This window comes from Lysinimonas soli, assembly GCF_042655435.1.
Classification (GTDB): domain Bacteria; phylum Actinomycetota; class Actinomycetes; order Actinomycetales; family Microbacteriaceae; genus Lysinimonas; species Lysinimonas soli.
On sequence record NZ_JBHSMG010000003.1, the window covers coordinates 257451 to 284388 of the forward strand.

24 protein-coding genes are annotated in these 26938 nt (G+C 69.0%); 10 read left to right on the top strand and 14 right to left on the bottom strand.

The features are described from left to right. Positions 1-79: 79 nt before the first annotated feature. The 3 genes from ACFPJ4_RS13010 to ACFPJ4_RS13020 are packed head-to-tail and all read left to right on the top strand — an operon-like array spanning position 80 to position 3155. A complete protein-coding gene (locus ACFPJ4_RS13010; RefSeq protein WP_386740874.1) occupies positions 80-1108 on the top strand; it encodes a ketopantoate reductase family protein in 1029 nt (342 codons plus the stop codon). Beyond that, positions 1105-2538 (top strand): amidohydrolase family protein, encoded by a 1434-nt coding sequence (locus tag ACFPJ4_RS13015; protein WP_386740875.1) that lies wholly within the window; start codon positions 1105-1107, stop codon positions 2536-2538. The genes ACFPJ4_RS13010 and ACFPJ4_RS13015 overlap by 4 nt, the downstream gene beginning before the upstream one ends. 26 nt (positions 2539-2564) lie before the next feature. Next, on the top strand, positions 2565-3155 hold the full coding sequence (locus ACFPJ4_RS13020) for a TetR/AcrR family transcriptional regulator (RefSeq protein WP_386740876.1): 591 nt from the start codon (positions 2565-2567) through the stop codon (positions 3153-3155). Here the strand turns inward: ACFPJ4_RS13020 and ACFPJ4_RS13025 are convergent. From ACFPJ4_RS13025 to ACFPJ4_RS13055, 7 genes are all read right to left on the bottom strand, one after another. Next, positions 3152-4516 carry a carboxypeptidase regulatory-like domain-containing protein gene (locus ACFPJ4_RS13025; protein WP_386740877.1) on the bottom strand — a complete coding sequence of 455 codons (1365 nt, stop codon included), beginning with the start codon at positions 4514-4516 and terminating at the stop codon, positions 3152-3154. The two genes, ACFPJ4_RS13020 and ACFPJ4_RS13025, sit on opposite strands and share 4 nt — an antisense overlap. An 89-nt stretch (positions 4517-4605) precedes the next feature. After that, entirely contained in the window at positions 4606-6846 is a 2241-nt protein-coding gene (locus tag ACFPJ4_RS13030) for an MMPL family transporter (RefSeq protein WP_386740878.1), read from the bottom strand. Beyond that, entirely contained in the window at positions 6843-8153 is a 1311-nt protein-coding gene (locus ACFPJ4_RS13035) for a DUF4032 domain-containing protein (protein ID WP_386740879.1), read from the bottom strand. The genes ACFPJ4_RS13030 and ACFPJ4_RS13035 overlap by 4 nt, the downstream gene beginning before the upstream one ends. A gap of 55 nt (positions 8154-8208) precedes the next feature. Next, positions 8209-9096 carry an NAD(P)-dependent oxidoreductase gene (locus ACFPJ4_RS13040; protein ID WP_386740880.1) on the bottom strand — a complete coding sequence of 296 codons (888 nt, stop codon included), beginning with the start codon at positions 9094-9096 and terminating at the stop codon, positions 8209-8211. Continuing rightward, the gene (locus ACFPJ4_RS13045) at positions 9093-10469 is read right to left on the bottom strand and encodes an NADP-dependent succinic semialdehyde dehydrogenase (RefSeq protein WP_386740881.1); all 1377 of its coding nucleotides are present in this window, start codon (positions 10467-10469) and stop codon (positions 9093-9095) included. The genes ACFPJ4_RS13040 and ACFPJ4_RS13045 overlap by 4 nt, the downstream gene beginning before the upstream one ends. A gap of 47 nt (positions 10470-10516) precedes the next feature. Then, on the bottom strand, positions 10517-11200 hold the full coding sequence (locus tag ACFPJ4_RS13050) for a GntR family transcriptional regulator (RefSeq protein WP_386740882.1): 684 nt from the start codon (positions 11198-11200) through the stop codon (positions 10517-10519). 35 nt (positions 11201-11235) lie between these two features. After that, positions 11236-11766: a VOC family protein gene (locus tag ACFPJ4_RS13055; RefSeq protein ID WP_386740883.1), complete on the bottom strand. Its 531-nt coding sequence runs from the start codon at positions 11764-11766 to the stop codon at positions 11236-11238. Positions 11767-11940: 174 nt separating this feature from the next. On the opposite strand from ACFPJ4_RS13055, the gene ACFPJ4_RS13060 reads away from it, so the two are divergent. Beyond that, positions 11941-14130 (top strand): alpha-ketoacid dehydrogenase subunit alpha/beta, encoded by a 2190-nt coding sequence (locus ACFPJ4_RS13060; RefSeq protein WP_386740884.1) that lies wholly within the window; start codon positions 11941-11943, stop codon positions 14128-14130. Next, entirely contained in the window at positions 14130-15410 is a 1281-nt protein-coding gene (locus ACFPJ4_RS13065; protein ID WP_386740885.1) for a pyruvate dehydrogenase complex dihydrolipoamide acetyltransferase, read from the top strand. The genes ACFPJ4_RS13060 and ACFPJ4_RS13065 overlap by 1 nt, the downstream gene beginning before the upstream one ends. 86 nt (positions 15411-15496) lie before the next feature. Here the strand turns inward: ACFPJ4_RS13065 and ACFPJ4_RS13070 are convergent, their stop codons facing one another. Then, a complete protein-coding gene (locus ACFPJ4_RS13070) occupies positions 15497-16609 on the bottom strand; it encodes an ABC transporter ATP-binding protein (RefSeq protein WP_386740886.1) in 1113 nt (370 codons plus the stop codon). A 259-nt stretch (positions 16610-16868) separates the two neighbouring features. Between ACFPJ4_RS13070 and ACFPJ4_RS13075 the strand changes: the two genes are divergently transcribed. Both ACFPJ4_RS13075 and ACFPJ4_RS13080 read left to right on the top strand, forming a co-directional pair. Beyond that, a complete protein-coding gene (locus ACFPJ4_RS13075) occupies positions 16869-17810 on the top strand; it encodes a DsbA family protein (protein ID WP_386740887.1) in 942 nt (313 codons plus the stop codon). Between the two features lie 80 nt (positions 17811-17890). Further along, positions 17891-18892: a hypothetical protein gene (locus ACFPJ4_RS13080; RefSeq protein ID WP_386740888.1), complete on the top strand. Its 1002-nt coding sequence runs from the start codon at positions 17891-17893 to the stop codon at positions 18890-18892. A gap of 11 nt (positions 18893-18903) precedes the next feature. Here ACFPJ4_RS13080 and ACFPJ4_RS13085 read toward each other — a convergent pair whose 3' ends face one another. Next, the gene (locus tag ACFPJ4_RS13085) at positions 18904-19989 is read right to left on the bottom strand and encodes a DNA glycosylase AlkZ-like family protein (RefSeq protein WP_386740889.1); all 1086 of its coding nucleotides are present in this window, start codon (positions 19987-19989) and stop codon (positions 18904-18906) included. Positions 19990-20051: 62 nt separating this feature from the next. Here ACFPJ4_RS13085 and ACFPJ4_RS13090 point away from each other — a divergent pair, with 62 nt between their 5' ends. Continuing rightward, on the top strand, positions 20052-20741 hold the full coding sequence (locus ACFPJ4_RS13090) for a response regulator transcription factor (RefSeq protein ID WP_386740890.1): 690 nt from the start codon (positions 20052-20054) through the stop codon (positions 20739-20741). Positions 20742-20751: 10 nt separating this feature from the next. After that, entirely contained in the window at positions 20752-21843 is a 1092-nt protein-coding gene (locus ACFPJ4_RS13095) for a sensor histidine kinase (protein WP_386740891.1), read from the top strand. Here ACFPJ4_RS13095 and vanX read toward each other — a convergent pair. The 4 genes from vanX to ACFPJ4_RS13115 all read right to left on the bottom strand — a co-directional run bounded on the left by vanX (position 21792) and on the right by ACFPJ4_RS13115 (position 25721). Further along, positions 21792-22466: a D-Ala-D-Ala dipeptidase VanX gene (vanX, locus tag ACFPJ4_RS13100; protein ID WP_386740892.1), complete on the bottom strand. Its 675-nt coding sequence runs from the start codon at positions 22464-22466 to the stop codon at positions 21792-21794. The two genes, ACFPJ4_RS13095 and vanX, sit on opposite strands and share 52 nt — an antisense overlap. Continuing rightward, positions 22463-23503: a D-alanine--(R)-lactate ligase gene (gene vanA / locus ACFPJ4_RS13105; protein ID WP_386740893.1), complete on the bottom strand. Its 1041-nt coding sequence runs from the start codon at positions 23501-23503 to the stop codon at positions 22463-22465. Before vanA ends, vanX begins: the two co-directional genes overlap by 4 nt. Further along, positions 23496-24521 (bottom strand): NAD(P)-dependent oxidoreductase, encoded by a 1026-nt coding sequence (locus tag ACFPJ4_RS13110; protein WP_465262169.1) that lies wholly within the window; start codon positions 24519-24521, stop codon positions 23496-23498. The genes vanA and ACFPJ4_RS13110 overlap by 8 nt, the downstream gene beginning before the upstream one ends. A gap of 78 nt (positions 24522-24599) precedes the next feature. Beyond that, the gene (locus tag ACFPJ4_RS13115) at positions 24600-25721 is read right to left on the bottom strand and encodes an FAD-dependent oxidoreductase (RefSeq protein WP_386740894.1); all 1122 of its coding nucleotides are present in this window, start codon (positions 25719-25721) and stop codon (positions 24600-24602) included. 20 nt (positions 25722-25741) lie between these two features. Here ACFPJ4_RS13115 and ACFPJ4_RS13120 point away from each other — a divergent pair, with 20 nt between their 5' ends. Next, positions 25742-26476 carry a TetR/AcrR family transcriptional regulator gene (locus ACFPJ4_RS13120; RefSeq protein WP_386740895.1) on the top strand — a complete coding sequence of 245 codons (735 nt, stop codon included), beginning with the start codon at positions 25742-25744 and terminating at the stop codon, positions 26474-26476. 59 nt (positions 26477-26535) lie between these two features. Here the strand turns inward: ACFPJ4_RS13120 and ACFPJ4_RS13125 are convergent, their stop codons facing one another. Further along, positions 26536-26883 carry a metalloregulator ArsR/SmtB family transcription factor gene (locus ACFPJ4_RS13125; RefSeq protein ID WP_386740896.1) on the bottom strand — a complete coding sequence of 116 codons (348 nt, stop codon included), beginning with the start codon at positions 26881-26883 and terminating at the stop codon, positions 26536-26538. Positions 26884-26938 lie beyond the last annotated feature (55 nt).

Genomic DNA, 26938 nt, shown 5'->3' on the forward strand with positions numbered 1-26938 from the left:
GTTCCACACTGTAAAGTGTGGCTATACACGCCAGTGTCGGCGCTCGAGCGCCGACGTCGTCCGACGGGAGCAGGGGAACATGAGCGCACGCATCGCAGTGCTGGGGAGCGGGGCGCAAGGCGCCGGCATCGGAGCGGATCTGACCCGCGCCGGTCTGGACGTGACCTTCATCGAGCAATGGCCCGCGCACGTCGAGGCGATGCGGGCCAACGGCATCCGGGTGAACTTCCCCGACGAGAGCGTCGTCACCCCGGTGCGGACGATGCACCTGTGCGAGGTCGCGACCCTGCGCGAGAAGTTCGACATGGTCTTCACGCTCGTCAAGGCCTACGACACCCGATGGTCCGTCGAGCTGATCAAGCCCTACCTCGCCGACGACGGTCTGGTCATCGGGTTGCAGAACGGCATGACCATCGACGTCGTCGCCGATGTGGTCGGACCGCATCGCACGATCGGCAGCGTCATCGAGATGGCGTCGAACATGTACGAGCCGGGCGTCGTCAACCGGCAGACCGCCATCGAGAGGTCGTGGTTCGCCCTGGGCGGCTACGACGCCACCGCGCAGGGGCGTGCCGAGGAGGTGGCCGAGGTGCTGCGACACGCCGGGCGGGTCGAGGTGACCGACGACATCCGGTCATCGAAGTGGATGAAGCTGGTGGTCAACGCCGGCGAGCTGGTGCCGTCCGCGATCCTCAACCTTCCCCTGGCCGAAGCCGTGCGGGTGCCGGGGATGCACGAGTTCATGCTCGAGGCCTGCCGCGAGGCGGTGCACACCGCGGTCGCGACCGGAAACCGCATGGTGCCGATCTTCGGCCTCGACGGCATGGACCTGACCGACCCCGACCGCTTCGTCGTGCAGCTGCTCGACGCCGTGCTCGGCGACTTCTCGCTGCCCGACACCCGCACGACCGTGCTGCAGGACTGGGACAAGCGCCGGCACAGCGAGGTCGACGAGGTCAACGGGCTGGTCGTGGACGAGCAGAAGAGGCTCGGCGGCGCTGCCCCGGCCAACGCGTTGACGGTCGCGATCGCGCACCGCATCGAGGCGGGCGAGCTCGAGGCCAAGCCCGAGAACGTCGAGCTGCTCGTGGGGGCGACGGTCCGATGAGCAGGATCCTGATCGAGAATGCGGCGGTCGTCACGGTCGACCCGCGCCTCGGCGACTTCGAGCGGGCGAACATCCTGATCGACGACGGCGAGATCGTCGCGATCGCCCCCGAGCTGCAGGCGGAGGCCGAGCGCATCGACGCCTCGGGCATGATCGCGATGCCCGGCATGGTCGACACCCACCTGCACACCTGGCAGACGCCGGTGCGCGGGATCCTGGCGGACGGCAACATCCCCGACTACCTGCGCGGCATCCGGCTGCAACTCGCCGAGCGGATGCGCCCGGAGGACATGTACATCGGCAACTATCTCGGCGCACTCGACGCGATCAACAACGGCGTGACGTCGATCGTCGACTACTGCCACAACATCCTGACGCCGGATCACGCGCACTCCGCCGTGCGCGGACTGCTCGACGCCGGGGTGCGCGGCCTGTACGGGCACGGGATGACGCCGATCAAGAGCAACACCTGGGCCGAGAGCAAGGGCGGCTCGGCCGCGGAGGGCGACCCGGCCGACTACGAGACGCGCGCGTCGCTGGCCCGCGAGATCCGCGACACCTACTTCCGCAGCGAGAGGCAGCCGCTGCGCTTCGGGATGGCGCCCCAGGAGTTCGCCATCACCCCACCGGCCGAGGTGGTCCGCGAGTTCGCCCTCGCGCGGGAGCTCGGCGCCCGGATCACCCAGCACGCCAATCAGGTGATCGTGCGCCAGCTCTTCCAGGACGTCGAGCAGCTGCACGCGCACGGCCTGCTCGGCGACGACCTGCTGCTGGTGCACTGCACCTTCAACACCGAGCACGAGTGGGAGCTGCTGCGCGACACCGGCACCATGGTCTCGGTCTGCGCCGAGACCGAGATGCAGATGGGGATGGGCTTCCCGGCCATCCGCGAGGTCACCGAGTACACGCCAGGGCCGAGCCTCGGCATCGACTGCGTCAGCGGCGACAGCCACGACATGATCTCGCACGGCCGCCTCGTGCTGCAGGCCACCCGCTGGCGCGACGACGAGCCCGGCTATCAGCGGATGGTCGCGCCGCAGGTCATGAAATGGAAGACCTCCGACGCGCTGAAGTGGCTCACGATCAACGGCGCGAAGGCCGCGGGCGTCGGGGATGTCGCGGGCTCGCTCACTCCGGGCAAGCGTGCCGACATCGTGCTGCTCGACATGCGCGGCATCAGCACCGCCGGCTGGAACCGCCGCGAGCCCGGCGGCGCGATCATCTCGCAGGCCAACGCGGGCAACGTCGACACCGTGCTGATCGACGGGCGGATCGTCAAGCGCGGGGGCCGGCTCGTGCACGTGGACGTGGACGATGCCCTCCGCAAGATGCAGGCATCGCACGACTACCTTTACGAGGAGATGGACAAGCACGGCGGGTTCATCCCGCAGCCGCCGATCGACATCCCCCTGTACCGCGAGAGGGCCTGACCCGCGGATGCGCGCGTACCCTGTGCATGGAGGTCGAGATGCACGAGGGGGTTCCCGTCGAAGGAGGTCGCGCGCACGAGCTGCTTCTGGCCGTGGTCGCGTACCTCCGCGCCGAGGGGCGGGTCGATCTCTCCTTCCGTCAGATCGCAGCCGGAGTGGGGACCAGCCACCGGATGCTCGCCTACTACTTCGGCACCCGGGAGCACCTGCTCGGGCTCGTGATGCTCCGCCTGAGCGCCGAGTACATCGCCAACTTCGACGGCCGGCGTCCGACCACTCGCGTGGAGACCATCCAGGGCACCTGGACGATGTTCCGGGATCCCAACAACCGGCTGCAGACGCAGCTGCTCTTCGCGTTGGCCAACGCTGCCGCCGAGCAGCCGGATCTGCACATCCCGGCGCTGACCAGCGATCTCGACAACTTCGCGGCAGCGCTGACCCACTTCGGGATCCAGGAGGGTCTGGCTCCGGCTCGCGCGGCCCGGGAGGGCCGCCTGATCGTCGCCACCCTGTTGGGCCTCTACCTCGACGACTTCGTCAGCGGCCGCACCTCGCAAGCCGATGAGAGCTATGAGGCACTGATCGACTGGGTGGCCCGGAGCAGCCGTGATGTCTAGCGGGCGCTGACCCGGCGCCGCGCGATCCACACGGCGCCGCCGCCGGCGAGCAGCAGCAGGATGCCGAGGCCGAGCGGCAGGGCCCCGTCCGTCCCCGTCTCCGCGAGCGTCGCAGTCGGGGCCGCCGCGACCTGGATCGGGAAGTAGAACTGGTCGTTCTCCGGCACCTGGTTGCCGCTGTCGTAGCTCAAGTAGCTGATCGAGTGGCTTCCGGCGGTGGTGTCCGCCGGGATGGTGACCGTGATGGCCGCGGTCGTTCCGCCGGCGTCGTGGGCGAAAGCGCCGAGGTAGACCGGTTCCGAGTAGATGGCCGCGTAGACGTCGCTCGGATTGTCGTCGGTCACCACCCAGGTATAGCTCTGGCCCGCCGTGACCTGGGTGGGGCCGCTCACTGGCGTCACCGGGATACCGGTGATCTGCAACTGGGCCTCGCTGGGCAGGTTCGGGACCAGCACGAAGTCCTCCGTGCCGGCGTTGGCCACGGTGGTCGCCGCAGCCGCCGTCTGCGTGGCGAAGAAGTGCGAGTTGTCGCTCGCCTGCAGCGTGTAGGCACCGGGCAGCAGGCCCTGGATCGTGTACGCGCCATTCACGTCGGTGGACCCGGCGTTGAAGAAGTCCGCCGCCCCGGCGGGGATGGCTCCTACCACGATGGACCGCAGCGGATGCCCGATGGTGTTGGTGACGGCACCCGTGATCATGGCGGCCTGCTCGAGCTGCACGTCGGCGGTCGCCGATGCACCGGTGAGGTGGATCACCGTCGCCGCGTCGATGGTGTTGGCGTCGACGTACCACTGGGTGGCGTCGGCCGGGCTCCCGCTGGTGTACACCAGGATCTTGTAGTCGCCGTGTCCGAGGCCGGCGAAGGCGTAGCTGCCGTTCGAGGGATCGGTGCTGACCTGGCCGGCGATCCCCCAGCCCTCGTTGGAGGAGTACAGCAGGACGTGGGTCGAGACGGGCTGACCGAGGTGATCCGTCACCGTGCCCTGGATCGTCGACTCCGGCACCATGACCATGGCGAGGCTCGTCGTCGCGCTGTCGGTGACGACGACGGGGCTCGCGTTCGCTTTCACCGAGGTGTCACCGTAGTACTCCGTCGCGTAGCCCGTGGCGGTGGCGCTCACCTTGTAGCTGCCGGGGGCGACACCGGTCAGCGAGTACGTCCCCGGGGTCCCGGTCTCCTGGATCGTGATGCTGCCGTTGCTCTGCAGCAATTGCACGAAGGCGCCGGTGATCGGCGCGGATGCCTGATCGGTGATCGTGACGGTGACCGCTCCGGATGCCGCGAACGCGGCAGTCGGAGCGATGGTCACGCCCAGGGCGACGAGTGCAAGGGCGGCCAGGGCGGCAAGGGTCTTCTTCACGACGGCTCCTGTCGGGTGTACCACCGGCACATCCGGCGCGGCCAGGCTACCGGATCATGTACCGCTGGAACAACTTCGCCGTGTCCGACTCAGTCGGAGAACCCGATCCGGGCGTGCAGCCGCTTCATCCAACGCGGTGCCCACCACATGATGCGCTGCTGCCAGGTCATGAACGCGGGCACCAGAAGGCAGCGCACCAGGGTCGCGTCGAGCAGGACGGCGACCGCGAGGGCGGTGCCGAGCTGCTTGATCACCATGAGGTCGCCGGTCGCGAATCCGGCGAACACCACGATGATGATCAGCGCGGCCGAGGTGATGATGCGACCGGAGCGCTGCAGACCGCGGGCGATCGCCTCGCGCGCTTCGACCCCGGCATCCACCTGCTCTTTGATGCGCGACAGGATGAACATCTCGTAGTCCATCGCCAGACCGAAACCGAAGGCGAAGGTCAGTACGAGTACGAGCACGTCGACCCCGTGCACATGCGAGGCGTCGAAGTGGAGAACGCCGGCGAAGTTGCCCTGCTCGAAACCCCAGACCAGCACCCCGATCGAAGCGCCGAGCGAGAGCGCGCTCGCCACGAGGGCTTTGAGCGGGACGATGAGCGATCCGGTCATCAGGAACAGCAGCAGGATCGTGCCGAGGGCGATGATCAGGATCGCCCAGGGCGCGCTGCGGACGAGCGAGTCGGAGAGGTCGGCGGTGCGGGCGTCGGTTCCGGTCACCCGTGCCGGGAAGTCGGGCCGATCGGCGCGGATCTCGCGTACGACGTCGATCCCCGTGGCCGGGGCGACGCGTACGACGGCGGCCCAGCCGTTGCCGCGCTGCGCGGGCGCGCCCACCGAGTCCACGTGCGGCATGGCCGACACCCGGGTCGCCCAGGTCTTGGCGTCGCCCTGGGTGGCGGTGACCAGCTCGACGCGGGGGCTCGTGGCATCCGGAAAATGACGGGAGAGCTGCTCGGTGAACCGGTACTGCGTCGACGAGCTCGGGATGGCGTCGATGCTCGTGTTGGCCAGCTGCAGGGTGAACAGCGGACTGCCCACGGCGACGAGCGCGCCGACGCAGATCAGGGTGATGAGCGCGGGATGCTTCTGCACCCGTCGCGTGAGCCTCGAGAAGAAGCCCTCGGCGGGGGCCACGTCGCCGAAACGGGAGACGAGGCGCCCGACCCCGGGGATGTGCGTGAGCGCCCCCGGCCGCAGCAGTCGATCGCCTGTGAGGGCCAGCAGGGCGGGCACGAGAGTCAGCGCGGTCGCGATCGCGATGACCGTGACCGAGAGGGCTCCGACCCCGATCGCCCGCACGATCCGCGGCTCGAAGACCAGCAGGCCGATCGAGGCGATGGCGAAGGTCGTGCCCGAGAACAGCACGGTGCGGCCGGCCCGGTCGGCGGTGTGCGCGATCGCCAGCAGCCGGATGTCTCGGCGATCGGATGCCGCGAGGTGCCAGGGCTCGCCCATGGCGGCGAGGGCGGTGCGGTACTCCTCGCGGAACCGGCTCACGACGAGCAGCCCGTAGTCGATCGAGAGGCCGAGGCCGACCGCGGTGACGACGTTGATGACGGTGCTGTCGATGTCCATCAGGTAGGTGATGCCGAACAGCGCGCCGAACGCGCCGACGATCGACACGATCGCCCCGAGCAACGGGATGCCCGCCGCCAGGAACCCGCCGAACACCAGCAGCATGATCACGAGCGCGATCGGGAGGGCGACGGCCTCTCCCCGTTCCAGGTCGTTCTGCGAGACCTTCAGAAGCGAGTGGACCAGCAGGGAGCTGCCGCCGACGAGCGCCGTCGCGGAGGGGACGTCGGCGCGGATCTCGTTGGCTGCGTGTTCCAGCGCCGCCTGAGCCCTGTCGACGGTGTCGGGGTCGGGGTCGCCGCCGTGCCTGCCCGAGACGGTCGTCGTGAACAGCACCCCCTTGTCGTCGGAGGCGAAGCTCGACGCGATCGCGGCGGGATGCGCACCTCCCGGCAGCACAGGAGCGGCGAGCGGGTTGAGGTAGCTCGTGTCGGGTAGCGCTGCGAGGGTCGTGCCGAGTCGATTCGCCACGGCGCTCAGGCGGCCGTCGGCGAGGTCGACTCCATGCACGAGCAGCGTGAACGATTGGGTGCTCTGACCCCCTCCCGAGAGGATCGCATCGGCCTTGCTGGCCTCGCCGTCGACGCTGGGAGCCTGCCCCTGCAGGCGCTGGAACACGGTCTGCCCGCCGAGACCCGCGACGGCGGTGGCCAGTGCGACGGCCACGATGACCGCCCAGCACGCGATCGCGATGAAGGGATGCCGGCCGACGGCGCCGCCGAGTCGTCCGAGCGGCCCCCTGGTCATACCTTGCTGCGCCAGTCCTCGTCGTCGGCGGCCGCCTCGGCTCCGTCGGCGGCGATGACGTCGATCGGCAACGTGATCGACCCGGTCAGCGGAGGCACCACGACGGTCACCTCGTCGCGGCGGTGACGCAGCACCCCGTCGACGTAGGAGGTGAGGGCCTCGGCGAGAGGGATGTTGCGCTTCTCGTTCTGCGAGCGGTACCAGCGGTGTTCGAGCAACTGGTGGAACACCTCAGCCGGCTCGAGCTTGCCGCGCAGCTCCTTCGGAATCGCGCGGATCACCGGCTCGAAGACCCGGACCACCCAGTCGTGGGCGACCTGCTCCTCGTCGAGGTCCTTGCGGTCGCCCGTGGCGCGGTAGGCGTCGAGGTCGTTGAGCAGGCGGCGGGCCTGGTTCTCGCCGGCGTCGAGGCCGGTGAGCCGCAGCAGGCGCCGGGAATGGTGGCCGGCATCCACGACCTTCGGTTGGATGCGCACCTGGGTTCCGCTCTCGTCCTTGCGGATCGAGAGCTCCTCGATGTCGAAGCCGAGGTCGTTCAACCTCTCGACGCGACGGCCGATGCGCCAGCGCTCGCTCTCGGGGAACGACTCCGATGCGGTCAGCTCGGTCCACAGCGTGCGGTAGGCGGCCACGATCCCGTCGGCGACCTCGACCGGATCGACGTCCTCGTCGAGGCGGCCGCCGGCCTGCAGGTCGAGCAGCTCGCCGGCGATGTTGACCCGACCGATCTCGAGGTCGTTCTCGCGCTGCCCGTTCGAGAGGCCGCCGTCGTAGAGCTTGCCGGTTTCGGCATCCACCAGATAGGCGGCGAAGGCGCCCGCGTCGCGCCGGAACAGCGTGTTCGAGAGCGAGACGTCGCCCCAGAAGAATCCGGCGATGTGCAGCCGGGCGAGCAGCACGGCGAGGGCGTCGACGAGCCGGGTCGCGGTGTCGGGCCGCAGCGCCTGGGAGTAGAGCGCGCGATAGGGGAGCGAGAAGCGCAGGTGACGGGTCACGAGCGCCGGGGGAAGCGGATCGCCGTCGTCGGTGACGCGATCGGTGATGACCGCGACCGGCTCGACGCAGGGGATGTCGAGCCGCTGCAGCGTGCGCAGCAGCTCGTATTCGCGCTTGGCCAGATCGGCCGAGGTCTCTTTGATCGCGATGACGTAGCCGCCCAGGTGCACGAAGCGCACCAGGTGGCGTGAGATGCCCTTGGGTAGAGCGGCGATGTTCTCTTCGGGCCAGAGCTCGAGGGGCAGGTTCCACGGCAGATCGAGCAGTGCCGGATCGGGCACCGCGGAGGTGATCGAGAGTGCCGATGCCATGCGATGAGCCTAGCGAGCGTGCGACGGCACGTTCCCTCGCGGATGCCGTGCGCTGCTAGACGGCAGCGTCGGGGTGCGAGAGCTGCCGCCGCGTGATCTCGGCCATCGCCGCCCAATCCGCGTCGTTCAACTCCGGGTCGGCCAGGGCGGCGTCGAAGACGCGTCGCAGCACCGGTGCCGACGGGAGCTCGACGCCGGCCTCGAGCGCGATCGCCTCGGCGAGACCGAGGTCTTTGGCGCCGAGCGTCATCGTGAACCCGGGGGGCGAGTACCGGCGGTGCGCGATCATGTCGCCGTAACCGGTGTAGACGGGGCCAGGGAACAGGGTGGACGAGAGGAGCTCGGCGAAGGCGGCTCCGTCCATCCCGTTCGCCTCGACCAGGGTCATCGACTCGGCGATCGCCTGGAAGGCGTGGATGATGTCGTAGTTGACCGCCGCCTTCACGATGTTCGCCTGCCGTGGTCGGTCTCCGACCACCCAGGTGCGCTTGCCGATCACCTCGAAGTAGGGCGCGGCGGTCGCCAGATCCTCGGGAGAGCCGGCCGCGATGATGTTGAGGTTCCCCTCGGCGGCGACGTTCCAGCGGCCGAGCACGGGAGCGGCGAGGTAGGCGACCCCGGCGGCCTCGTGCACGGCGAGCAGGCGGTCGGCGGCGGCGGGACTCAACGACGACATCGCGATGTGCAGGCGTCCCGGCCCCCCGGCGAGGTTCCCCTCGGCCAAGACGGCCTCGGCGGCCGCGTCGTTGGCGAGCATCGAGATCGACACCGGCGCGGCGAGGGCCTCGGCGGGGGTGTCCGCCAGGTGAGCGCCGGCGGCGACGAGCTCGTCGGCCGCCGAGGGTGTGCGGTTCCAGACCACGAGGTCGTGGCCCTCGTCGAGCAGGTGCCGCGCCATTGCGGCGCCCATGGTGCCGAGGCCGAGGAATCCGATGGTCATCATGCCCTCCAGATCGTCTTCACATTGGTGAACTCGCGCAGGCCCTCGGCGGCGAGCTCTCGACCGAAGCCGGAGTCCTTGATGCCGCCGAAGGGGAGCTCGGGGTACGAGACCGTCATGCCGTTGACGAACACGGCGCCGGCCGCGAGCTCACGGATGAAGAACTCCTGCTCGTCGGGGTCGTTCGTCCAGACCGCCGAGCTGAGACCGAAGGTGGTCTGATTGGCGATCCGGATCGCCTCGTCGCGGTCGGCGATGCGGTACAGGGAGGCGACGGGACCGAAGGTCTCCTCCATGACGATCCGCATGTCGTCCGTCAGCTCGCTGAGCACCGTCGGCGGGTAGAACCAGCCGGGGCCGTCGAGCGGAGCCCCGCCGACCAGCACCTTCGCTCCCTTGGCGACGGCGTCGTCGACGAGCTCGGCCAGCTCGGTTCGCCCCGACTCGGTCGCGACCGGGCCGACATCCGTCGTCTCGTCCATCGGGTCGCCCACCACCAGGGCGGCCATCTTGTCGGCGAACAGCGTCGCGAAGGCGTCGTAGACGTCGGTGTGCACCAGGAAGCGCTTCGCCGCGATGCAGGACTGCCCGTTGTTCTGCACCCGCGCCTTGACCGCGGTCGTCGCGGCCGCCTCGAGGTCGGCGCTCGGCAGGACGATGAAGGGATCGGAGCCGCCGAGCTCCATGACGCTCTTCTTGACCTGGCCGCCCGCGATCGAGGCGACCGAGCGGCCGGCGGGTTCCGAACCGGTCAGCGTGACCGCCTGCACCCGCGGGTCTTCGATCACGGCCTTCACCTCGCGCGCGCCGATCAGCAGCGTGCGGAACGAGCCGACCGGGAAGCCGCCGCGCTCGAAGATCGTGTCGAGGTAGAGCGCCGCCTGGGGCACGTTCGAGGCATGTTTGAGCACGCCGGTGTTGCCGGCCATCAGGGCAGGTGCGGCGAAGCGCACCACCTGCCAGAGCGGGTAGTTCCAGGGCATGACCGCGAGCACGACGCCGAGCGGTTGGTAGCTGGCGTAGGCGCGCGAGGCGCCCACGCTCGTCGGGTCGTCGAGCGGTTCGTCGGCCATGATGCCCTCGGCGTGATCCGCGTAGAACCGCATGTTCTTGGCGCACTTGAGCACCTCGCCCCGGGCCTGGGCGAGCGGCTTGCCCATCTCGCGCACCAGAATTCGCGCCGTGGCCTCGGCCTCCTGCTCGACCAGCTCGGCCGCCGCCCGCATCCAGGCCGCGCGCTGGGCGAAGGTGGTGTCGTGCAGGACCTCGAAGGCGGCCTGCGCCTCGCCGATCTTGTGATCGACGGTCGCGGCGTCGTCGGCCGTGAACTCCCGCTCGGTCTCGCCGGTCGCGGGGTTGATGGTGGCGATCGCCATGGTTCTCCTCGGGGTTTCGGTGTGGCTCGGATGGGGTGCGACTCGCCTCAGGCGAAGACCTCGGGGTGTCGCGCGAGTTCGAGCCGGGTGCGGCGGATGTGGCCGAGCAGCACGCGTTCCGCCTCGTCGAGATCGCCCCGGCGGATGGCGTGGACGAGCAGGTGGTGATCGTGATGCACGCTCCGGTCGCCCTCCGAGCGGAACACCCGGGTGAAGGCGCGCCGGTAGTGCTGGGTTCGGTTCCAGAGCTGCTCGACGAGGCCGCCCAGCACCGCGGTCTCGGCCGCCGCGTACCCGGAGAGATGGAACTCGCGGTCCAGCCGCAGGAACTGCTCGATGTCGGTCGACTGCTCCATCTGCTGTGCCAGGCGCTCGAGCCGGTCGATCGTCTCGTCGGTGAGCTTCGGGATGCTGTAGCGCAACAGCAGGGGCTCGATGCGCTCGCGGATCTGGTACATCTCTTCGCACTCCGCCAGGCTCAGCCGCGAGACCCAGGCCCCCGTGTTGGCCACGACCGTGACGAGGCCCTCTGCCTCGAGCATCTTGAGCGCCTCGCGGACGGGCAGCCGGCTGGCGCCGTGCCGACCCGCCAGGTCCTCCTGGCGTACGCGCGCTCCCGGGGCGTACGCCCCGTCGAGGATGGCTTCGCGGAGTTCGGCCGCGATGCGGCTGCCGGCATCGCCGCTGCGCGTCGCCGGCTCGGTGCCCGGGTCGCGGGGAGCATCGCTCATCCGCCTATTCTGCGTGCTCGGGGTGCTCGACGCTCTCACTCGGCGGGCCTGCCCGGATGCCAGAGCCGCCGGCTCGCATCGCGCTCGTACGCCTTGCCGTCGGGAAAGCTCACGAGCTCGAACTGCATGCCCCACGGGCTGCGGAAGTACACCCAGTGCTGTCCTTCGGCGGCCTGCCTGCTCGCGGTCGGCTCGCCCATCGTCTCGATGCCGTGCGCGTGCAGGTGGGCGATCGCGGCATCCATGTCGTCGACGTAGATGGCCAGGTGGTGGCCGCCGATGTCGCTGTTGCGCGGCGGGGGGTTCTGCCCGTCGGCCGCCTGGTATTCGAAGACCTCGAGGTTCGAGCCGTTCCCGAGGCGGTAGAACCGGATCTCGCGGATGACGGTGCGCGGATGCACGCCGATGTGCACGGCCATCCAGTCGTCGTCGGCCTGCTTCGCGCCGAGCGTGTAGATGGGCTCGGCCCCGAGCACGTCGACCAGGAAGCGCTCGGCCTCGTCGAGGTCGGGAACCGTGAAGCCGATGTGGTCGGTGCCGCGCATCCCGGGGATCCCGTGCGTCACGAGTGGCCTCCTTGGTCGCGCCGATCTTCGTTGATTGGATACATCATGTCCACTTCCTCCCAATTTTCGCAAGCGAATGGGCCGATTGATCTTGATATTGGATTCAATCCGAGCTAACCTGCCGACACGCGGATGCCGCTCAGCGCAGTGCGCCGCCGACACGGAAAGAGCACCATGCCGAAACGACGACGTTTGGAGACCGGCGCCTCGTGGGTCGAACTGACCACGACCGCCCAGGACTGGAAGGATGCCGACCCGGCCCTTCTGGCGCGGATGCTCGGGCAGCTCCACCTGATCCGGGCCTTCGAGGAGACGGTGCTCGACCTCGCCGGTGAGGGTCTCGTGCACGGCCCGGCGCACTCGAGCATCGGGCAGGAGGGCGGCGCGGTCGGCTCGATCATCGGGCTCGGATCCGCCGACGGGGTGACGGGCTCGCATCGCGGGCACCACCAGTTCCTCGCCAAAGCGCTCACCCACGTCACGGGGGGCACCGTCGACCTCGGCCAGCTCGTCACCGAGCCGGTGCAGCACCTGCTGCAGCGCACCCTCGCCGAGATCCTCGGGCTCGCGCAGGGCTTTTCGGGCGGCCGCGGCGGCTCGATGCACCTGCAGTGGCTCGAGGCGGGCGCACTCGGCACCAATGCGATCGTCGGCGGCGGGGTCCCGTTCGCCGCCGGCAACGCCTGGGCGCAGAAGCACGGTGGCACCCGCGACCTGACGATCAGCTACTACGGAGACGGCTCAAGCCAGATCGGCTCGGTGCTCGAGTCGATGAACCTGGCCTCGGCGTGGAAGCTGCCGCTGATGTTCTTCGTCGAGAACAACCTCTACGCGGTGTCGACCCACGTCGACGAGGTCACCGCCGACACGCGCCTGTCGGTGCGCGGGCAGGGGTTCAGCATCCCCGGCTGGCGGGTCGACGGCATGGACCCGCTGGCCGTGCACCTCGCGGTCGAGGAGGCCTCCGAGCGGCTGCGCGCCGGCGAGGGCTCGGCGATCGTCGAAGCCGAGGTCTATCGCTTCTTCCACCAGAACGGCCCGTACCCGGGCAGCGCCTTCGGCTACCGCGGCAAGGACGAGGAAGCCGAATGGCGCGCGCGGGATCCCCTCGCCCGGGTGGCGCGCGAGATGATCGCGCTCGGCCGGCTCGACGAGGCGCAGGTGACCGCCGTGCGCGAGCAGGCGCAGGCGGCGATGGCGGCGGCGGTGGCCCAGCTCATCGAGGCCGATCCCGAGAATCCGGGCAAGCGTCGCATCCGCCCCGAACTCTGGCCCGACCCGGGCTTCGTCGACGTGGGCATCCGCGGTGACGCGAGCGAGTTGTCGGCGCTCACGGTGCTCGACCCGGTGGAGCACGCGGGCGGGTGGCGCGAGATCAAATTCGTGGATGCGGTCGCCGCCGTGATGGACCGCCGGATGGAGACCGACGAGCGCATCGTCGTCATGGGCGAGGACGTGCACCGCCTCAACGGCGGCACCAACGGGGCGACCAAGGGTCTCGCCAAGAAGTACGGGCCCGGTCGCGTGATCGGCACCCCGATCAGCGAGAACGCCTTCGTCGGACTCGGCGGCGGGCTCGCGCTCGACGGCCGCTTCCGTCCGGTAGTCGAGTTCATGTACCCCGACTTCATGTGGGTCGCCGCCGACCAGGTCTTCAACCAGATCGGCAAGGCCCGGCACATGTTCGGCGGCGACAACGACATGCCGCTCGTGCTGCGCACCAAGGTCGCCATGGGCTCGGGCTACGGCTCGCAGCACCTGATGGATCCGGCGGGCATCTTCGCCACGGCACCCGGCTGGCGCATCGTGGCGCCCTCGAGCGCGGCGGACTACGTCGGGCTGATGAACGCGGCCCTCGCGATGCAGGATCCGGTGCTGGTGATCGAGCACATCGACCTGTACGCGATGACCGACAAAGTCCCGGAGGGCGAGCTCGACTACATCCTGCCGCCCGGCAAGGCCGCGATCCGGCGCGCGGGCTCGGAGGTCACGGTCATCAGCTACCTCTCGATGGTGCACCACAGCCTCGAGGCGATCGAGCAGACCGGCATCGACGGCGAACTGATCGACCTGCGCTGGCTGGATCGCGCCTCGATCGACTGGGACACCATCGGCGAGAGCATCAAGAAGACCAACGCCGTGCTGATCGTCGAGCAGGGCGCCCGTGGCACCTCGTACGGCGGCTGGCTGGCCGACGAGATCCAGCGGCGCTACTTCGATTGGCTCGACCAGCCGATCCAGCGCGTCACCGGTGGTGAGGCGAGCCCGAGCATCTCCAAGGTGCTCGAACGCGCCGCCATCGCGCTGACCCCGGAGGTCGTCGCCGGCCTCGAACGGGTGCGCGCCGGAATGGGCGGTCGCTGATGGCCACCGTGGTCCGGATGCCGTCTGTGCTCGCGAACGTCACCGAGGGCGCCATCCAGAGCTGGCTCGCCGTCGAGGGGCAGCAGGTCGCGGTCGGCGACCCGCTCGCCGAGATCGAGACCGAGAAGGCCGTCGTCGAATACGCCACCGAGGTGGCGGGCACGATCGGCCGTTTGCTCACCGAGCCCGGCCAGAACGTCGAGGTCGGCACCCCGATCGCCGTCATCCTGGCGGCGGGCGAGGGGCCCGATCAGATCGGCCCCGCCCTGCAGGCCGCGGGCGCCGCGGAGCCGCCGCCCGCCGCAGCAGCGCCCGTCGCAGCGCCACCCGTCTCGGAGCCGCCGGTGGCCGGCTCCACGATCTCTCCGGCGGAGCCCCTGGTGGCGGAGGCTCCGCCGGAGAGCACCCCCTCGACCGGCGCACGCGTATTCGCGAGTCCGATCGTGCGACGCCTGGCGCGCGAGCGCGGCCTCGAGCTGAGTGCGCTCACCGGAACAGGGCCGAACGGACGGATCGTGCGCCGCGACCTCGAGAGCGCCGCGGTCGCCCAGGCTCCCGCCCCGCGCGCCGCCGAGGCCCGGCCCGACCGGGTCGAGGGCGCCGGCTTCACCGATCTGCCGCTCACGGGAATGCGCCGCGCCATCGCGCGCCGGCTCACCGAGAGCAAGACCACCGTGCCGCACTTCTACGTGACCGCCCACGTGCAGGTCGACCGGCTGCTGGCCCTGCGCGCCGAGGTCAACCAGACCGCTTCGCGCAAGATCTCGGTCAACGACTTCGTCGTCAAGGCCGTCGCGGCCGCGCTGCGCGAGGTGCCGGCCGCCAACGCGGTCTGGGGCGGTGACCACATCCGGCGGTTCGAGACGGTCGACATCGCGGTCGCGGTCGCGGTCGAGGGCGGGCTGCTCACGCCGGTGATCCGGGACGCCGACTCATCGAGCATCAGCGCGATCAGCGCGACCGTGGCTGAACTCGCCGAGCGCGCTCGCGCCGGGCGTCTGCAGCAGCACGAGCTCGAGGGCGGCAGCTTCTCGATCTCGAACCTCGGCATGTACGGCGTCGACGAGTTCTCGGCGATCCTGAACCCCCCGCAGTCGGGCATCCTCGCCGTCGGTGCGGCGAAGCAGCGGCCCGTCGTCGTCGACGGTCGCCTCGAGGTCGGCACGGTCATGACGGTCACGCTGTCGGCCGACCACCGCGTCATCGACGGCGCGGTCGCCGCCGAATGGATGGCGGCGTTCGTGCGCCGCATCGAGAACCCCGTCTCGGTGCTCGTCTGAGTCCTCGGAGCATGAGTCGCCCGAAGACGGCTCTGCCGCGGCACCCGAGTGGATGCCGCGGCAGAGGTCGTGAAGCGATGCGGAGCTCAGGCCCCCACGGTGCTGCTTGCGGCGACCGGCTTCGAGAGGCGCTCGCCGGTCTCGGCGTCGAACGCGTGCACGTGCTCCGCGACGGGGAGGATCATGACCTCGTCGCCGGCCTCCGGGTGCGCGCGGCCATCGACGCGGGCCACGATGTCGACGCGCTGGCCGTCGATCTCGGTGTGTCCGTAGAGGTAGCCGTCGGCGCCGAGCTCTTCGACGACGTCGACCTCGACCTTGAGCCCTTCGCCCGTGTTCGAGATCTTGACGTCCTCGGGACGAACCCCGATCGTGACCTTCGATCCGGTGGCGCCGTCGGTGACCGAGCGGTCGACCTTGGCGACCGCCGAACCGAACTTGAGGCCGCCGTCGACGATGTCGGCGTTGAAGAGGTTCATCGCCGGGCTGCCGATGAAGCCGGCCACGAACACGTTCTTCGGCGACTCGTACAGGTCGCGCGGGGTGCCCACCTGCTGCAGCACGCCATCCTTCAGTACCGCGATGCGGTCACCCATGGTGAGCGCCTCGGTCTGGTCGTGCGTCACGTAGACCGTGGTGACGCCGAGTCGGCGCTGCAGCGAGGCGATCTGGGTGCGGGTCTGCACGCGCAGCTTGGCGTCGAGGTTGGACAGCGGCTCGTCCATGAGGAACACCTGCGGCTGACGCACGATGGCGCGGCCCATGGCGACGCGCTGACGCTGACCGCCCGAGAGCGCCTTCGGCTTGCGGCCGAGGTAGGGCTCCAGGTCGAGCAGCTTGGCGGCCTCGAGCACGCGGGCGGCGCGCTCCTCCTTGTTGACGCCGGCGATCTTGAGCGCGAAGCCCATGTTCTCGGCGACCGTCATGTGCGGGTAGAGCGCGTAGTTCTGGAAGACCATCGCGATGTCGCGATCCTTCGGGGGAACGTCGGTGACGTCACGGTCGCCGATGAGGATGCGCCCGTCGTTGACCTCTTCGAGGCCGGCGAGCATGCGCAGCGTGGTGGACTTGCCGCAGCCGGAGGGGCCGACGAGCACGAGGAACTCGCCGTCTTCGACCTTGATGTCGATCTGGTCGACGGCGGGCTTGGTCGAGCCGGGGTAGATGCGGCTCGCCTTGTCGAAAGTGACAGATGCCATGGTTGTACTGAACTCCTTCACCGGCAGGTACGTGCCGGACGATCCGTAGTGAATGGAAGTAACCGATGGTGGGGGCACCGTCGGCCAACCGCCAGTATGGCACCGCGGGCTGAGCGTCGCACCTTCGGGTCCCGAGTGGGGGCGGCATCCGGGCCCCTCCCAGTAACGTTGCTTAGCATTCTCGGCGGTGCCCGATTGGCCTCGCCCACCGGCGATGGAGTAGTTTTGCGCCGCTTGACCCACCCGAGAACGAGGACCCATGAGTGACGGCCCATCCGGCCTTCCTCCTGCCGGAACGCCCAGCGGCATGAGCGAGGTGCGCGAAGGCGCCCGCGAGCGCGCACGTGAGCTGCGCGAACTCCACAAGAAGCAGGATCGCCGCCGGCGCTGGATCATCCAGGGCTCGGTGGTGGGTGGCGTGCTCGTCATTCTCGTCGCGATCGTCCTCGTGCTGTTCAGCGTCGCCCAGCCGAGCGGGCGCGGTCCGGCCAACATGCTCAGCGACGGGATCAAGATCGGCACCGGCTTCAAGGCGGTGAAGACGCCCGGACTGCCCGTCGACTCCAAGCCCATCCCCTCGGCGACCAACTCGCCCGACGTCATCGACATCAAGGTCTACGTCGACTACCTCTGCCCCAACTGCGGCACCTTCGAGCAGAAGAACGGCGAGCAGCTGCGGGCCTGGGTCAAGTCGGGGGCGGCGACCGTCGAGATCCACCCGATCGCGATCCTGACCACCAAGTCGGCGGGGACGCAGTACTCGTTGCGGGCAGCCAACGCGGCGGCCTGCGTCGCGGAGTATTCTCCCGATCACTTCTTCGACTTCAACGACGCCCTCTTCGTGGACCAGCCCAAGGAGGGCACGGCGGGCCTCGACGATTCGGCGCTCATCGCACGAGCCCGTAGCGCCGGGGTCACCGACATCGGACAGGTCGGCAAGTGCATCACCGACCATCGCTTCCGCGGCTGGGTGCAGGGGGCGACCACCCGCGCTCTCGACGGCCCGATCCCGGGAGCCGACATCAAGGCGGTCGCGTCGACCCCGACGATCATCGTCAACGGCACGCAGTTCAAGTACACGACGGCATTCGACCCGAACGAGTTCGCGCAATTCGTGCTGCAGGTCGCCGGCGACACCTTCACCAAGAACCCGTCTCCGACACCCACCCCGTCGTCCAGCGCGTCACCGACCGCCGGCTGATCTCCGAGGGAGCCGCTCATGGCGGCACCGACTTGGGTCAGAGCCGCCACGAGCGGCGCGCCGGGGCGTACCGTTGCGTCATGTCAGCCGGGTTCCGAGACGCGCCGCTGAGCGCGAGCGAAGACGGATCGAGCGCCGTCGCGCCGACCCGTGACCTGGCCGTCGACCGCCTGCGGGGCGCCCTCGTCATCCTCATGGTCGGGGGCGACTATCTGGCCGGGGTGCAGGTCATTCCGGCGTTCCTCAAACACGCGCCGGATGTCGGCTTCACCGTCGCCGACACGGTCGCGTCCGCGTTCGTCTTCGTCGTCGGGGTGAACTACGGCCCCTCCTTCGCCCGCCGTCTGGGCATGGGGGGCGGTCGCAGCTACCGGCACTTCCTCCTGCGATATCTCGCCCTCATCGGAATCGGCGCCCTGATCGCTGCGGGCTCGACGACCGTGGCGGGCGCGCCCGGCGACTGGGGCGTTCTGCAGGCGCTGGGCGTCGCGGGCCTGACCTGCCTGATCGTCATCCGGTTCCCCACCTGGATCCGCTTCGTCGTCGGGGCTCTGATCCTCTGCGTCTACCAGTACGCCCTCGACACGTCGATGCTCGCGGTCGTGCTCCACTCCGTGCACGGCGGCCTGTTCGGCGCGGTGGCCTGGGCGGCCCTGCTGATCCTGTCCACGGCCGTCGCCGACGTATGGCGCGCGGGGCTGCGGCCCTATGCGATCTGCTGCGCCGTGCTGGTCGTGGTCGCGACCGTCTCGGCGCTGCTCGTGCCGGTGAGCAAGAACCGGGTGTCGCTGAGCTTCGTGCTGATCACGCTGGCGATCAGCGCCCTCGTGTTCCTGGCGGTCGAGCTCGGATCGCGGGCGGTGCCGAACGGTGTCGGAGTGCTGTGCTGGTGGGGCGAGAGCGCGCTCGGGCTGTATCTGCTGCACCTGGTGATCCTCGCCGCGGTGGTGGTTCCCACCACAGGCTGGTGGTACGTCGGTGCGACGTTCTGGCTCGCGGCGATCCAGCTGGTCGTGATCCTCGCGCTCATGACGCTCGTGGCCTGGTGGCTGCACCGGCAGCGGCTGACCATCAAGCTGTAGCGGATCGGCGGTCAGCGACGCCCTTCGGCGATCGCAACGCCCAACCACTGGGCGAGTTCCGAGATCTCGGCCCGGATCATCGCGTGCTCCTCCGGTTCGAGGGGGAAGAACTCATGCACCGCGTCGACCCGCAGGATCCCTTCCGCGCGATCGACGGCGGCTTCCAGCATTCCGACGAATCGATCGCCCATCAGGATCGGATGCGCGAACGGGCCGTACGTGCGCTGCGGCTTCGGCTTGAACTGTTCCAGCACGTAGTCGAAGTCGAAGATCTCGCGCAGTCGCGGGCGGTCGAAGAGCAGCCCGTCGTAGGGGTTGAGGAACGCGACGCGGCCGCCGTCGTCGTCGTCGAGCACGGCGAGGGCCGCGGGGTCGACGCGCCAGCTCGTGCGCAAGCCCTCGATCGCCACGGGCTCGCCGGCCAGACCGACCGGGGTCCACGGTGACTTCTGACGGGCGAGACCGGCGGCCTGCAGTCGGCGCTCGTCGAGCAGGCGCTCGGCCTCGTCGTCGTCGAGCTGCGGGAGGTTGCTCGGATACACGCGTTCGGCGAGATCCCAGCGGCGGTGGCGACCCTCGCGCCCAACCACGGCGACGATGCCCTGCCTGCTGAGGAAGTCCAGCATGGTCGGCACCTGATTCGAGCCTGACCAGCCGTCGGGCGGGCGGCTGAGTTGCGCCGTGTCGGGGATGTCGACGGCGAGCAGCGGCCCCTCGGCGCGGAGCCGCGCCAGCACGTCCCGGCGGAATGCGTCGTTGGCCTCGAGCCACTGCCGCGTGCTCTCTCGCCGGGGCCAGCGACGCATGAGCGGCAGCATCAGCGGCAGCAGACTGGTCGGCCGGAACGCCCCGTCGAACTCGAACAGCAGGCGATCGCGTTCGACCGCCTTGCTCAGCTGACCCGGCTCGTACGCGTACCCGATGCGCGACCAGAGGATGCTGTGCTCGGCCGGCGCGATCACCGCGGTCGGGTCGATCTTGACGGCCCCCAGCTGCGCGGCGACCTCGACGACATCGCCCGGCCGCCCGGCGTCCAGCAGCTGCGCCCGCACGACGATGCGTCGTGCCTCCTCGCGCGTGAGCCGGCGGGTTTCCATGGCAAGGAAGGCTAACCCGTTCGCTACGCGGACGATATGCGCGGGCTCGTAGCATCGAGAGCATGCGCATTTTGGTCGTGGAGGATGAGCCCTACATGGCAGAGGCGATCCGCGACGGGTTGCGGCTCGAGGCGATCGCGGCGGACATCGCCGCCGACGGCGACAGCGCGCTGGAGCTGCTGAGCATCAACGCCTACGACATCGCCGTGCTCGACCGCGACATCCCGGGGCCGTCCGGCGATGAGGTCGCCGAGAGCATCATCGCGTCCGGAAGCGGCATGCCGATCCTGATGCTGACCGCCGCCGACCGGCTCGACGACAAGGCCTCCGGGTTCGGCGTCGGCGCCGACGACTACCTCACCAAGCCCTTCGAGCTGCAAGAGCTCGTGCTGCGGCTCCGAGCCCTCGACCGTCGGCGCGCGTACCACCGGCCTCCGGTGCGAGAGATCGCCGGCCTGCGCCTTGACCCGTTCCGCCGCGAGGTCTATCGCGACGGGCGCTACGTCGCGCTGACGCGCAAGCAGTTCGCCGTCCTCGAGGTCCTGGTCGCCGCCGAGGGGGGCGTGATCAGTGCCGAGGAGCTTCTCGAGCGCGCCTGGGACGAGAACGCGGACCCGTTCACCAACGCCGTGCGCATCACGGTCTCCGCTCTGCGCAAACGGCTCGGCGAACCCTGGTTGATCTCGACGCTGCCCGGCGTCGGTTACCGCATCGATCCGACACCGCGTCAGGCGGGCGGACGCGATGCCTAGGGCGCCCGGGATGAGTGTCCGGCTGAAGCTCACCCTCAGCTACGTGGGGTTTCTCATGCTCGCCGGAGCCCTGCTGCTCGCCGTCGTGTGGGTCTTCCTCTTGCGTTACGTGCCTGCCGACGCGGCGATCACCGCTGGCCCGTCCTTTCCGGGACGGTACGACCTGTGGCGGGCCTTCGCGCCCCCGGCCGCATGGGCGCTGATCTTCCTCCTCGCGTTCGGTCTGCTGGGAGGCTGGATCCTCGCCGGCCAGATGCTCGCGCCGCTGTCGAGGATCGCGGTCGCCACCCGGCGGGTCGCGAACGGGTCGCTGTCCCATCGGATCGAACTGGAGGGCCGCAACGACGAGTTCCGCGAACTCGCCGACAGCTTCGACGCCATGCTCGCGCGACTCGAAGCGCATGACGCCGAACAGCAGAGATTCGCGGCGAACGCCTCACACGAGTTGCGCACCCCGTTGGCGATCACGCAGACCCTCCTCGATGTCGCTCGCAACGATCCGGATCGCGACACCGGCGCGCTGCTGGAGCGCCTTCGCGTCGTCAATGCCCGGGCGATCGACCTCACCGAGGCGCTGCTCCTGCTCAGCCGCGCCGACCGGCGGTCGTTCAGCCGAGAACAGGTCGACCTGTCTCTCATCGCCGAGGAGGCGATCGAAACCCTCGTGCCCTTCGCCGAACAGAACGGCGTCACGATCGAGCCCTCCGGGGAGGTCGCGTCGGCCGTGGGCTCGCGTGCCCTCCTGCGGCAGATGACGACGAACCTGCTGCACAACGCCATCGTGCACAACCTCCCGGAGCACGGCGTGGTGCGGCTCAGCACGGTCACGGGGCCCGATTCCGTCGAGCTGATCGTCGAGAACACCGGTGAGCAGCTCAGCCCTCACCTGGTGTCGACGTTGACGGAACCGTTTCAGCGCGGAACCCAGCGCGTCCGCAGCGGACACTCGGGGGTGGGTCTCGGCCTGGCGATCGTCAAGAGCATCGTCCAAGCCCACGACGGGACCCTCACGCTCCTCCCCCTGGCCGGCGGTGGCCTTCGGGTGACGGTTCAGCTGCCGACCGCACCTTCTGACACGGGCATGTCGCGCCCGAACCCGTGACGTTGTCCCGAGTCCAGGGCGATCGGGAAGTCGAAGTAGCGGTCGGGGTGGGGCTCGTCTGTCAGGGTGTAGTGCCACCATTCGCATTCGTAGGCCTGGAACCCGCTGTCCTCCATGACGGAGCGGAGCTGCTGACGGCTTCTCGTCTCCTCGGGCGACAGCCCCGTCGCGTCGAAGTGCGACACGGGATCCATCAGATCGTGGTCGCCGCCCATCGGGACGAGCTCGCCGCTCTCGAGGTGGAACAGGGTCAGGTCGACCGTGCTGCCCCTGCTGTGGGCGGACCTCGCGTTCACATAGCCCTTCGCGAACATCTCGGCCCTGTCGATGTTCGGATAGTGCCGACTCTTGGTTCGGCCGTCCTCGGGTTGCGTCGACCAGCGCACGAAGGAGTCGACCGCGCGCTGAGGGCGGTAGCCGTCCCAGAGGAGCAGCCCGAAACCGAGGGATGAGGCCTCGTCGCGCGCGCGTTCGAGTGCGGCGCACAGGGCCCTCGTTCCGACGATCCGATTGACGAGGTACCCGTCGACGGGTGCGCCCGTGAAGTTGTCCCAGGTGGCGTACTTGGCATCCCAGCGCACCCCGGGCACGAGCTCGTCGACGAAGACGAAATCCTCCCTCACGAGCCCGCTCCCGACAGCGCCAGCGTCGCCAGCCGATCGATCACCTCGCCGAGCGGCAGGCCGGCGGCGGCCATCATCCTCGGATAGCGGCTGTACGAGGTCAGACCGGGCAAGGTGTTGACCTCGTTCAGCACGACCGTGCCGTCGTCTCGAAGGAACATGTCCACGCGGGCGAGCCCGCGGCATCCCAGGGCCCGATAGACCGCTTCGGCCGTCTGCTGAACGAGTGACCGGGACCGGGCCGAGATGTCGGCGGGCACGATGAAGGTCGCGTTCTCGGATCCGCTCTCCGGATCGCGTTCCTGGTGGATCCTGAAGAAACCGTGCGCGAGGGCGACGCGATCGACCTCTCCCGAGGTCAGCTCCGAACCGTTTCCCAGGATGGCGCAGCCGATCTCGCTGCCGATGACCGCCTCCTCGATGAGGACCTTGGAGTCGTACGCCCGCGCCGTCTCGACGGCATCCGCCAGTCCCTCGCCTCGGACGACCTTCGTCACGCCGAAGGAGGATCCCGACCGCGCGGGCTTGACGAAGACGGGGTAGCCGAGCCCATCGGGGTCGACGGTCTCGTCGGGCCCGACGACTCGGAAGTCGGGGGTCGCGATCCCCGCACCGCGGGCGACGAGGTAGGCAAGAGACTTGTCCATCGCGAGGGCGGAAGCGGCGATGTCACACCCGATGTACGGAATGCCCGAGAGCTCAAGCAGACCCTGCATCGCCCCGTCTTCGCCGAATCTGCCGTGCAGAACCGGGAACACGAGATCGAGCCGGATGGTCTGGTATCCCTCCGGCGTGAGAACCAGCAGACCGTGGACGCCGGGATCGGGCGCGAGCATCGCCCGTGGCAACTCGCCGTCGTCCAGGTCGACGCCCGGGTGGTCGCAGAGCTTCCAGGTTCCGCTCGTCGTGATCCCGATCCAGACCGGATCGTACGTGTCGAGGTCGAGGTTCTTCGCGACCGCGCGCGCCGACTTGACCGAGATCGGGTGCTCCTCCGACCGGCCACCGAAGACGATTCCGATCGTCAACCTAGTCATGCTGCAGCCCCCTCTCGAAGCGAAGGCAATTGACGAGGCTGTTGACGACGGTGTCGTTCAGAGCATGGTCGGTGAAGTAGGCGGTGTGCGGAGTGACGATCGCGTTCGGCAGCTGCTGGAGTCGCATCAGAGCCTCGTTCTCGATGGGCCGGTTCCGGTGGTCGGCGTAGAAGACCCCGTCCTCCTCCTCCAGCACGTCGACGGCGGCGCCGCCCAACCGACCGCTCTCCAGCGCCGCGATGAGGGCATGCGTGTCGACGAGCCCGCCCCGGCCGGTGTTGATGAGGTACGCGCCGGGCTTCATCTGCTCGAACCGACCGGCATCCAGCAGATGGCGGGTCGTTGCGTCGAGTGGCGTGTGGAGCGTGACGACGTCGCTGCGCCGCAGCAGGTCGTCGAGTGTGACGTAGTCGGCCGGGCTCTTCTGCCGCTGGTCGAAGGCGATGACCCGACATCCGAATCCTCGAAGCCTGTCGATGACGGCCGTACCGATGCGCCCGGTGCCGACGACCCCGACGGTCAAGTCGCGCAGCTCCCTGCCGCGCGAGTCGTGGAGCCGGTAGTCGTGCACCTCGGTGCGACGGACGATCGACTTCGCGTGCCGCAGGGACATCAGCATGAGCATCAGCGTGAAGTCGGCGACGCTGTCGGGGGAGTAGGCGACTCCCTCGACGGTGATGCCCACGCTGCGGGCGTAGTCGATGTCGAGATGGTTGTGTCCGATACTCCGCGTCGAGATGTACTCGACGCCGGCGCGACTCAGCGCCGCGAGATGCGCATCGGTGATCCGTGACCTGTGACTCACGCTGATGCAGCGATGTCCGCCGGCGAGCTCGATCGTCGACTCCGAGACGGCCGCCGCCGTGATGACGGGGGTGATGCCGAAGTAGGGCGCCTTCTCTCGCAGGAGCGCGGCCTCATCGACGTCGCATCCGTAGAAGGCGACGACCGGTCGTGCATCGGGCGATTCCCGGATGGATGCTGCGGAGGATCTCGATGCTGACTTGCTGCCGATCATCCCCCCAGCCAAGGCGAGCGCCCGTTGCCAGGACGTATCCGCATTTCGATATGCGGACGATACGCCCCGGGAAGCGGATCACACCCCCCTGAACAGGTCCGCGAGGGCGTGGGGTGCGCCGGAGCCGAAGATGAGGTCGACGTCCTGATGTCCGACGGCGGCTGCGGTCGCCGAGCGTGCGAACATGACCTGCTCGAACTCGGCGAGCGCGGTGTCGCTGTCGTCTCGATGCGCCGCGATCGCCTGCGCCAACTCGGCTCCGTCCAGCATCGCGTTGTTCGCGCCGTCACTGCCGGGGACGGTGGCGTGCGCGGCGTCACCGATCAGCGTGACGCCCGACGAGTGAGTCCAATGGTGGTCGTCGGGGAGCTCGTAGATCATCCTCAGGATCGGGTCGGTATCGGCGTCGGAGATCAGGCCCTTGAGGTCGTCGGCCCAGTCGTCGAACTCGATGACGAGCCTCGCCTTGGTGGCGACCGCGTCTCCGAAGTCGATGCTGCCGAACCACTCCGGCGATTCATCCAGGACGACGTAGTTGTGGATCCGGTTGCCCGGCTCGCGGTGCGCGAGAAAGCCACGACCGGGCTCGAGCGCATACAGCGCGCCGCCTCCCACTACCTTCGCGATCCCGGCGTGACGGACGTCGACGTCATCGAGATAGGTGTCGATGTAGCTCAACCCCGAGTAGGAGGGGACGCTGTCGGAGACTAACGGACGCACCTTCGACCAGACGCCGTCGGCACCGATGAGCATCTCAGACACGACGACCGAACCGTCCGCGAAGACGAGTTCGTGCCGTCCGTCGCCGAGGGCGGATGCGGAGGTCAGCTTCTTCCCCCAGCGGACGGTGCCGGGGTCCAGCGACTCGAGCAGGATGCGCCGGATGTCGCCCCGCAACGCCTCGGGATTCGTCATGGTGCCGTCGTCGGGCATCTCGGCAAGCAGGACGCCGTGCCGGTCGAAGACCCGTGCCGCCGCACCACCGAGGTGGACGATCGAGCGGAACTCGTCGCTGAGGCCGGCGATCGCGAGCGCCAGTTGGCCGTTCTCCTCGTGAAGATCCAGCTGGCCGCCCTGGCTGCGGGCCTGATCGGACGTGTCGAGTTCGTAGACGGCCGCTGGGATGCCGTGACGCTGCAGCACCCGGGCCGCGGTCAATCCGCCGAGCCCGGCGCCGATGATGGTGACAGAAAGAGTCATGATGAAGTCCGTCTTCTCGATTGGAGCAATGCTCCATTAAGCTTGGAGCGACGCTCCACTTCTGTCAAGATGGGGTCATGACATCGCCGAGCAGCCGATCAGCGCGTCGGATCGATGCCCTGTCAAAGGAGCGCATCGTCGACGCGGCGATCGCCATCCTCGACGCGGACGAGTCCGACGGCGCCGCTCTGACGCTGCGCAGACTGATGACGCGGCTCGAGACCGGCTCAGGGGCGATCTATCATCACGTCGCCACCATGGACGAGCTGCGCGCGGCGGCAGCCGATCAGGTATTGCGACCGCAGTTCGAGGCGATCTCGAGCGAGAGCGAGCCGAATGACGCCCTTCGGGCGGTCGCACGTGCGATCTTCGAATCGATCCGCGCTCACCCCTGGATCGGCGTCCAGTTGACGCGGAGCCCCCTCCAGGACGCCGTCATTCGGATCTGGAAGACCATCGGCATTCAGCTGGAGCGTCTCGGCCTTCGCGGGGCGGCCGCAGCAACGGCGGGATCCACCCTGACCAGCTTTGTTCTCGGATCGGTGGCTCAGTTCGGCGCGGGACCGTCACGACACATGGGCGCGGCGGATCGAAGGGAATACCTGGAGACGCTGGCCCAGGAATGGGCGCAGCTGGATGGCGACATCGTCGTCCAGGACATCGCCTCTCAGCTCCGAGAGCACGACGACCTCCAACAGTCCCTCGACGGCGTCGACCTCATTCTCAGAGGAATCGCCGCGAGGCCGACGAGCTGACAGCGGGTTGAGATGCTCGGCGATGGGCGGCGCCGCAGGTCGTCCAGAGCCGTCAGCGTCTACCGCGCGGCCGCAGCCGCTTTGGGTCGGCGCTCGCTCGAGGATCCCCGCTTGCGGACCTCGCGGAGAACGATCTGCTCGGGGCACACGGTCGAGAGGAAGTCGCCCACCGAGAGCGCCAGCCGATCGCTCACCAGCGAGTAGAGGATCCGGTTGGCATCTCGTCGCTCGCTGACGAGGCCGGCCTGCCGCAGCACGCCGAGGTGTCGCGAGATCGTCGGGCCCGAGGCCTTGAAGCGCGCAGCGATCTCGCCGGCCGCCAGCTCCCCGTCCTTCAGGTCCTGCAGGATCTGCCGCCGAGTGGGATGGGCCAAGGCGGCGAAGATGTCACTCGCGGTATCTGCCATGTTTGCAATATAGCACTGAAGCTAGATACAGTCTCGCTTAGTAGCCAATTAGCGA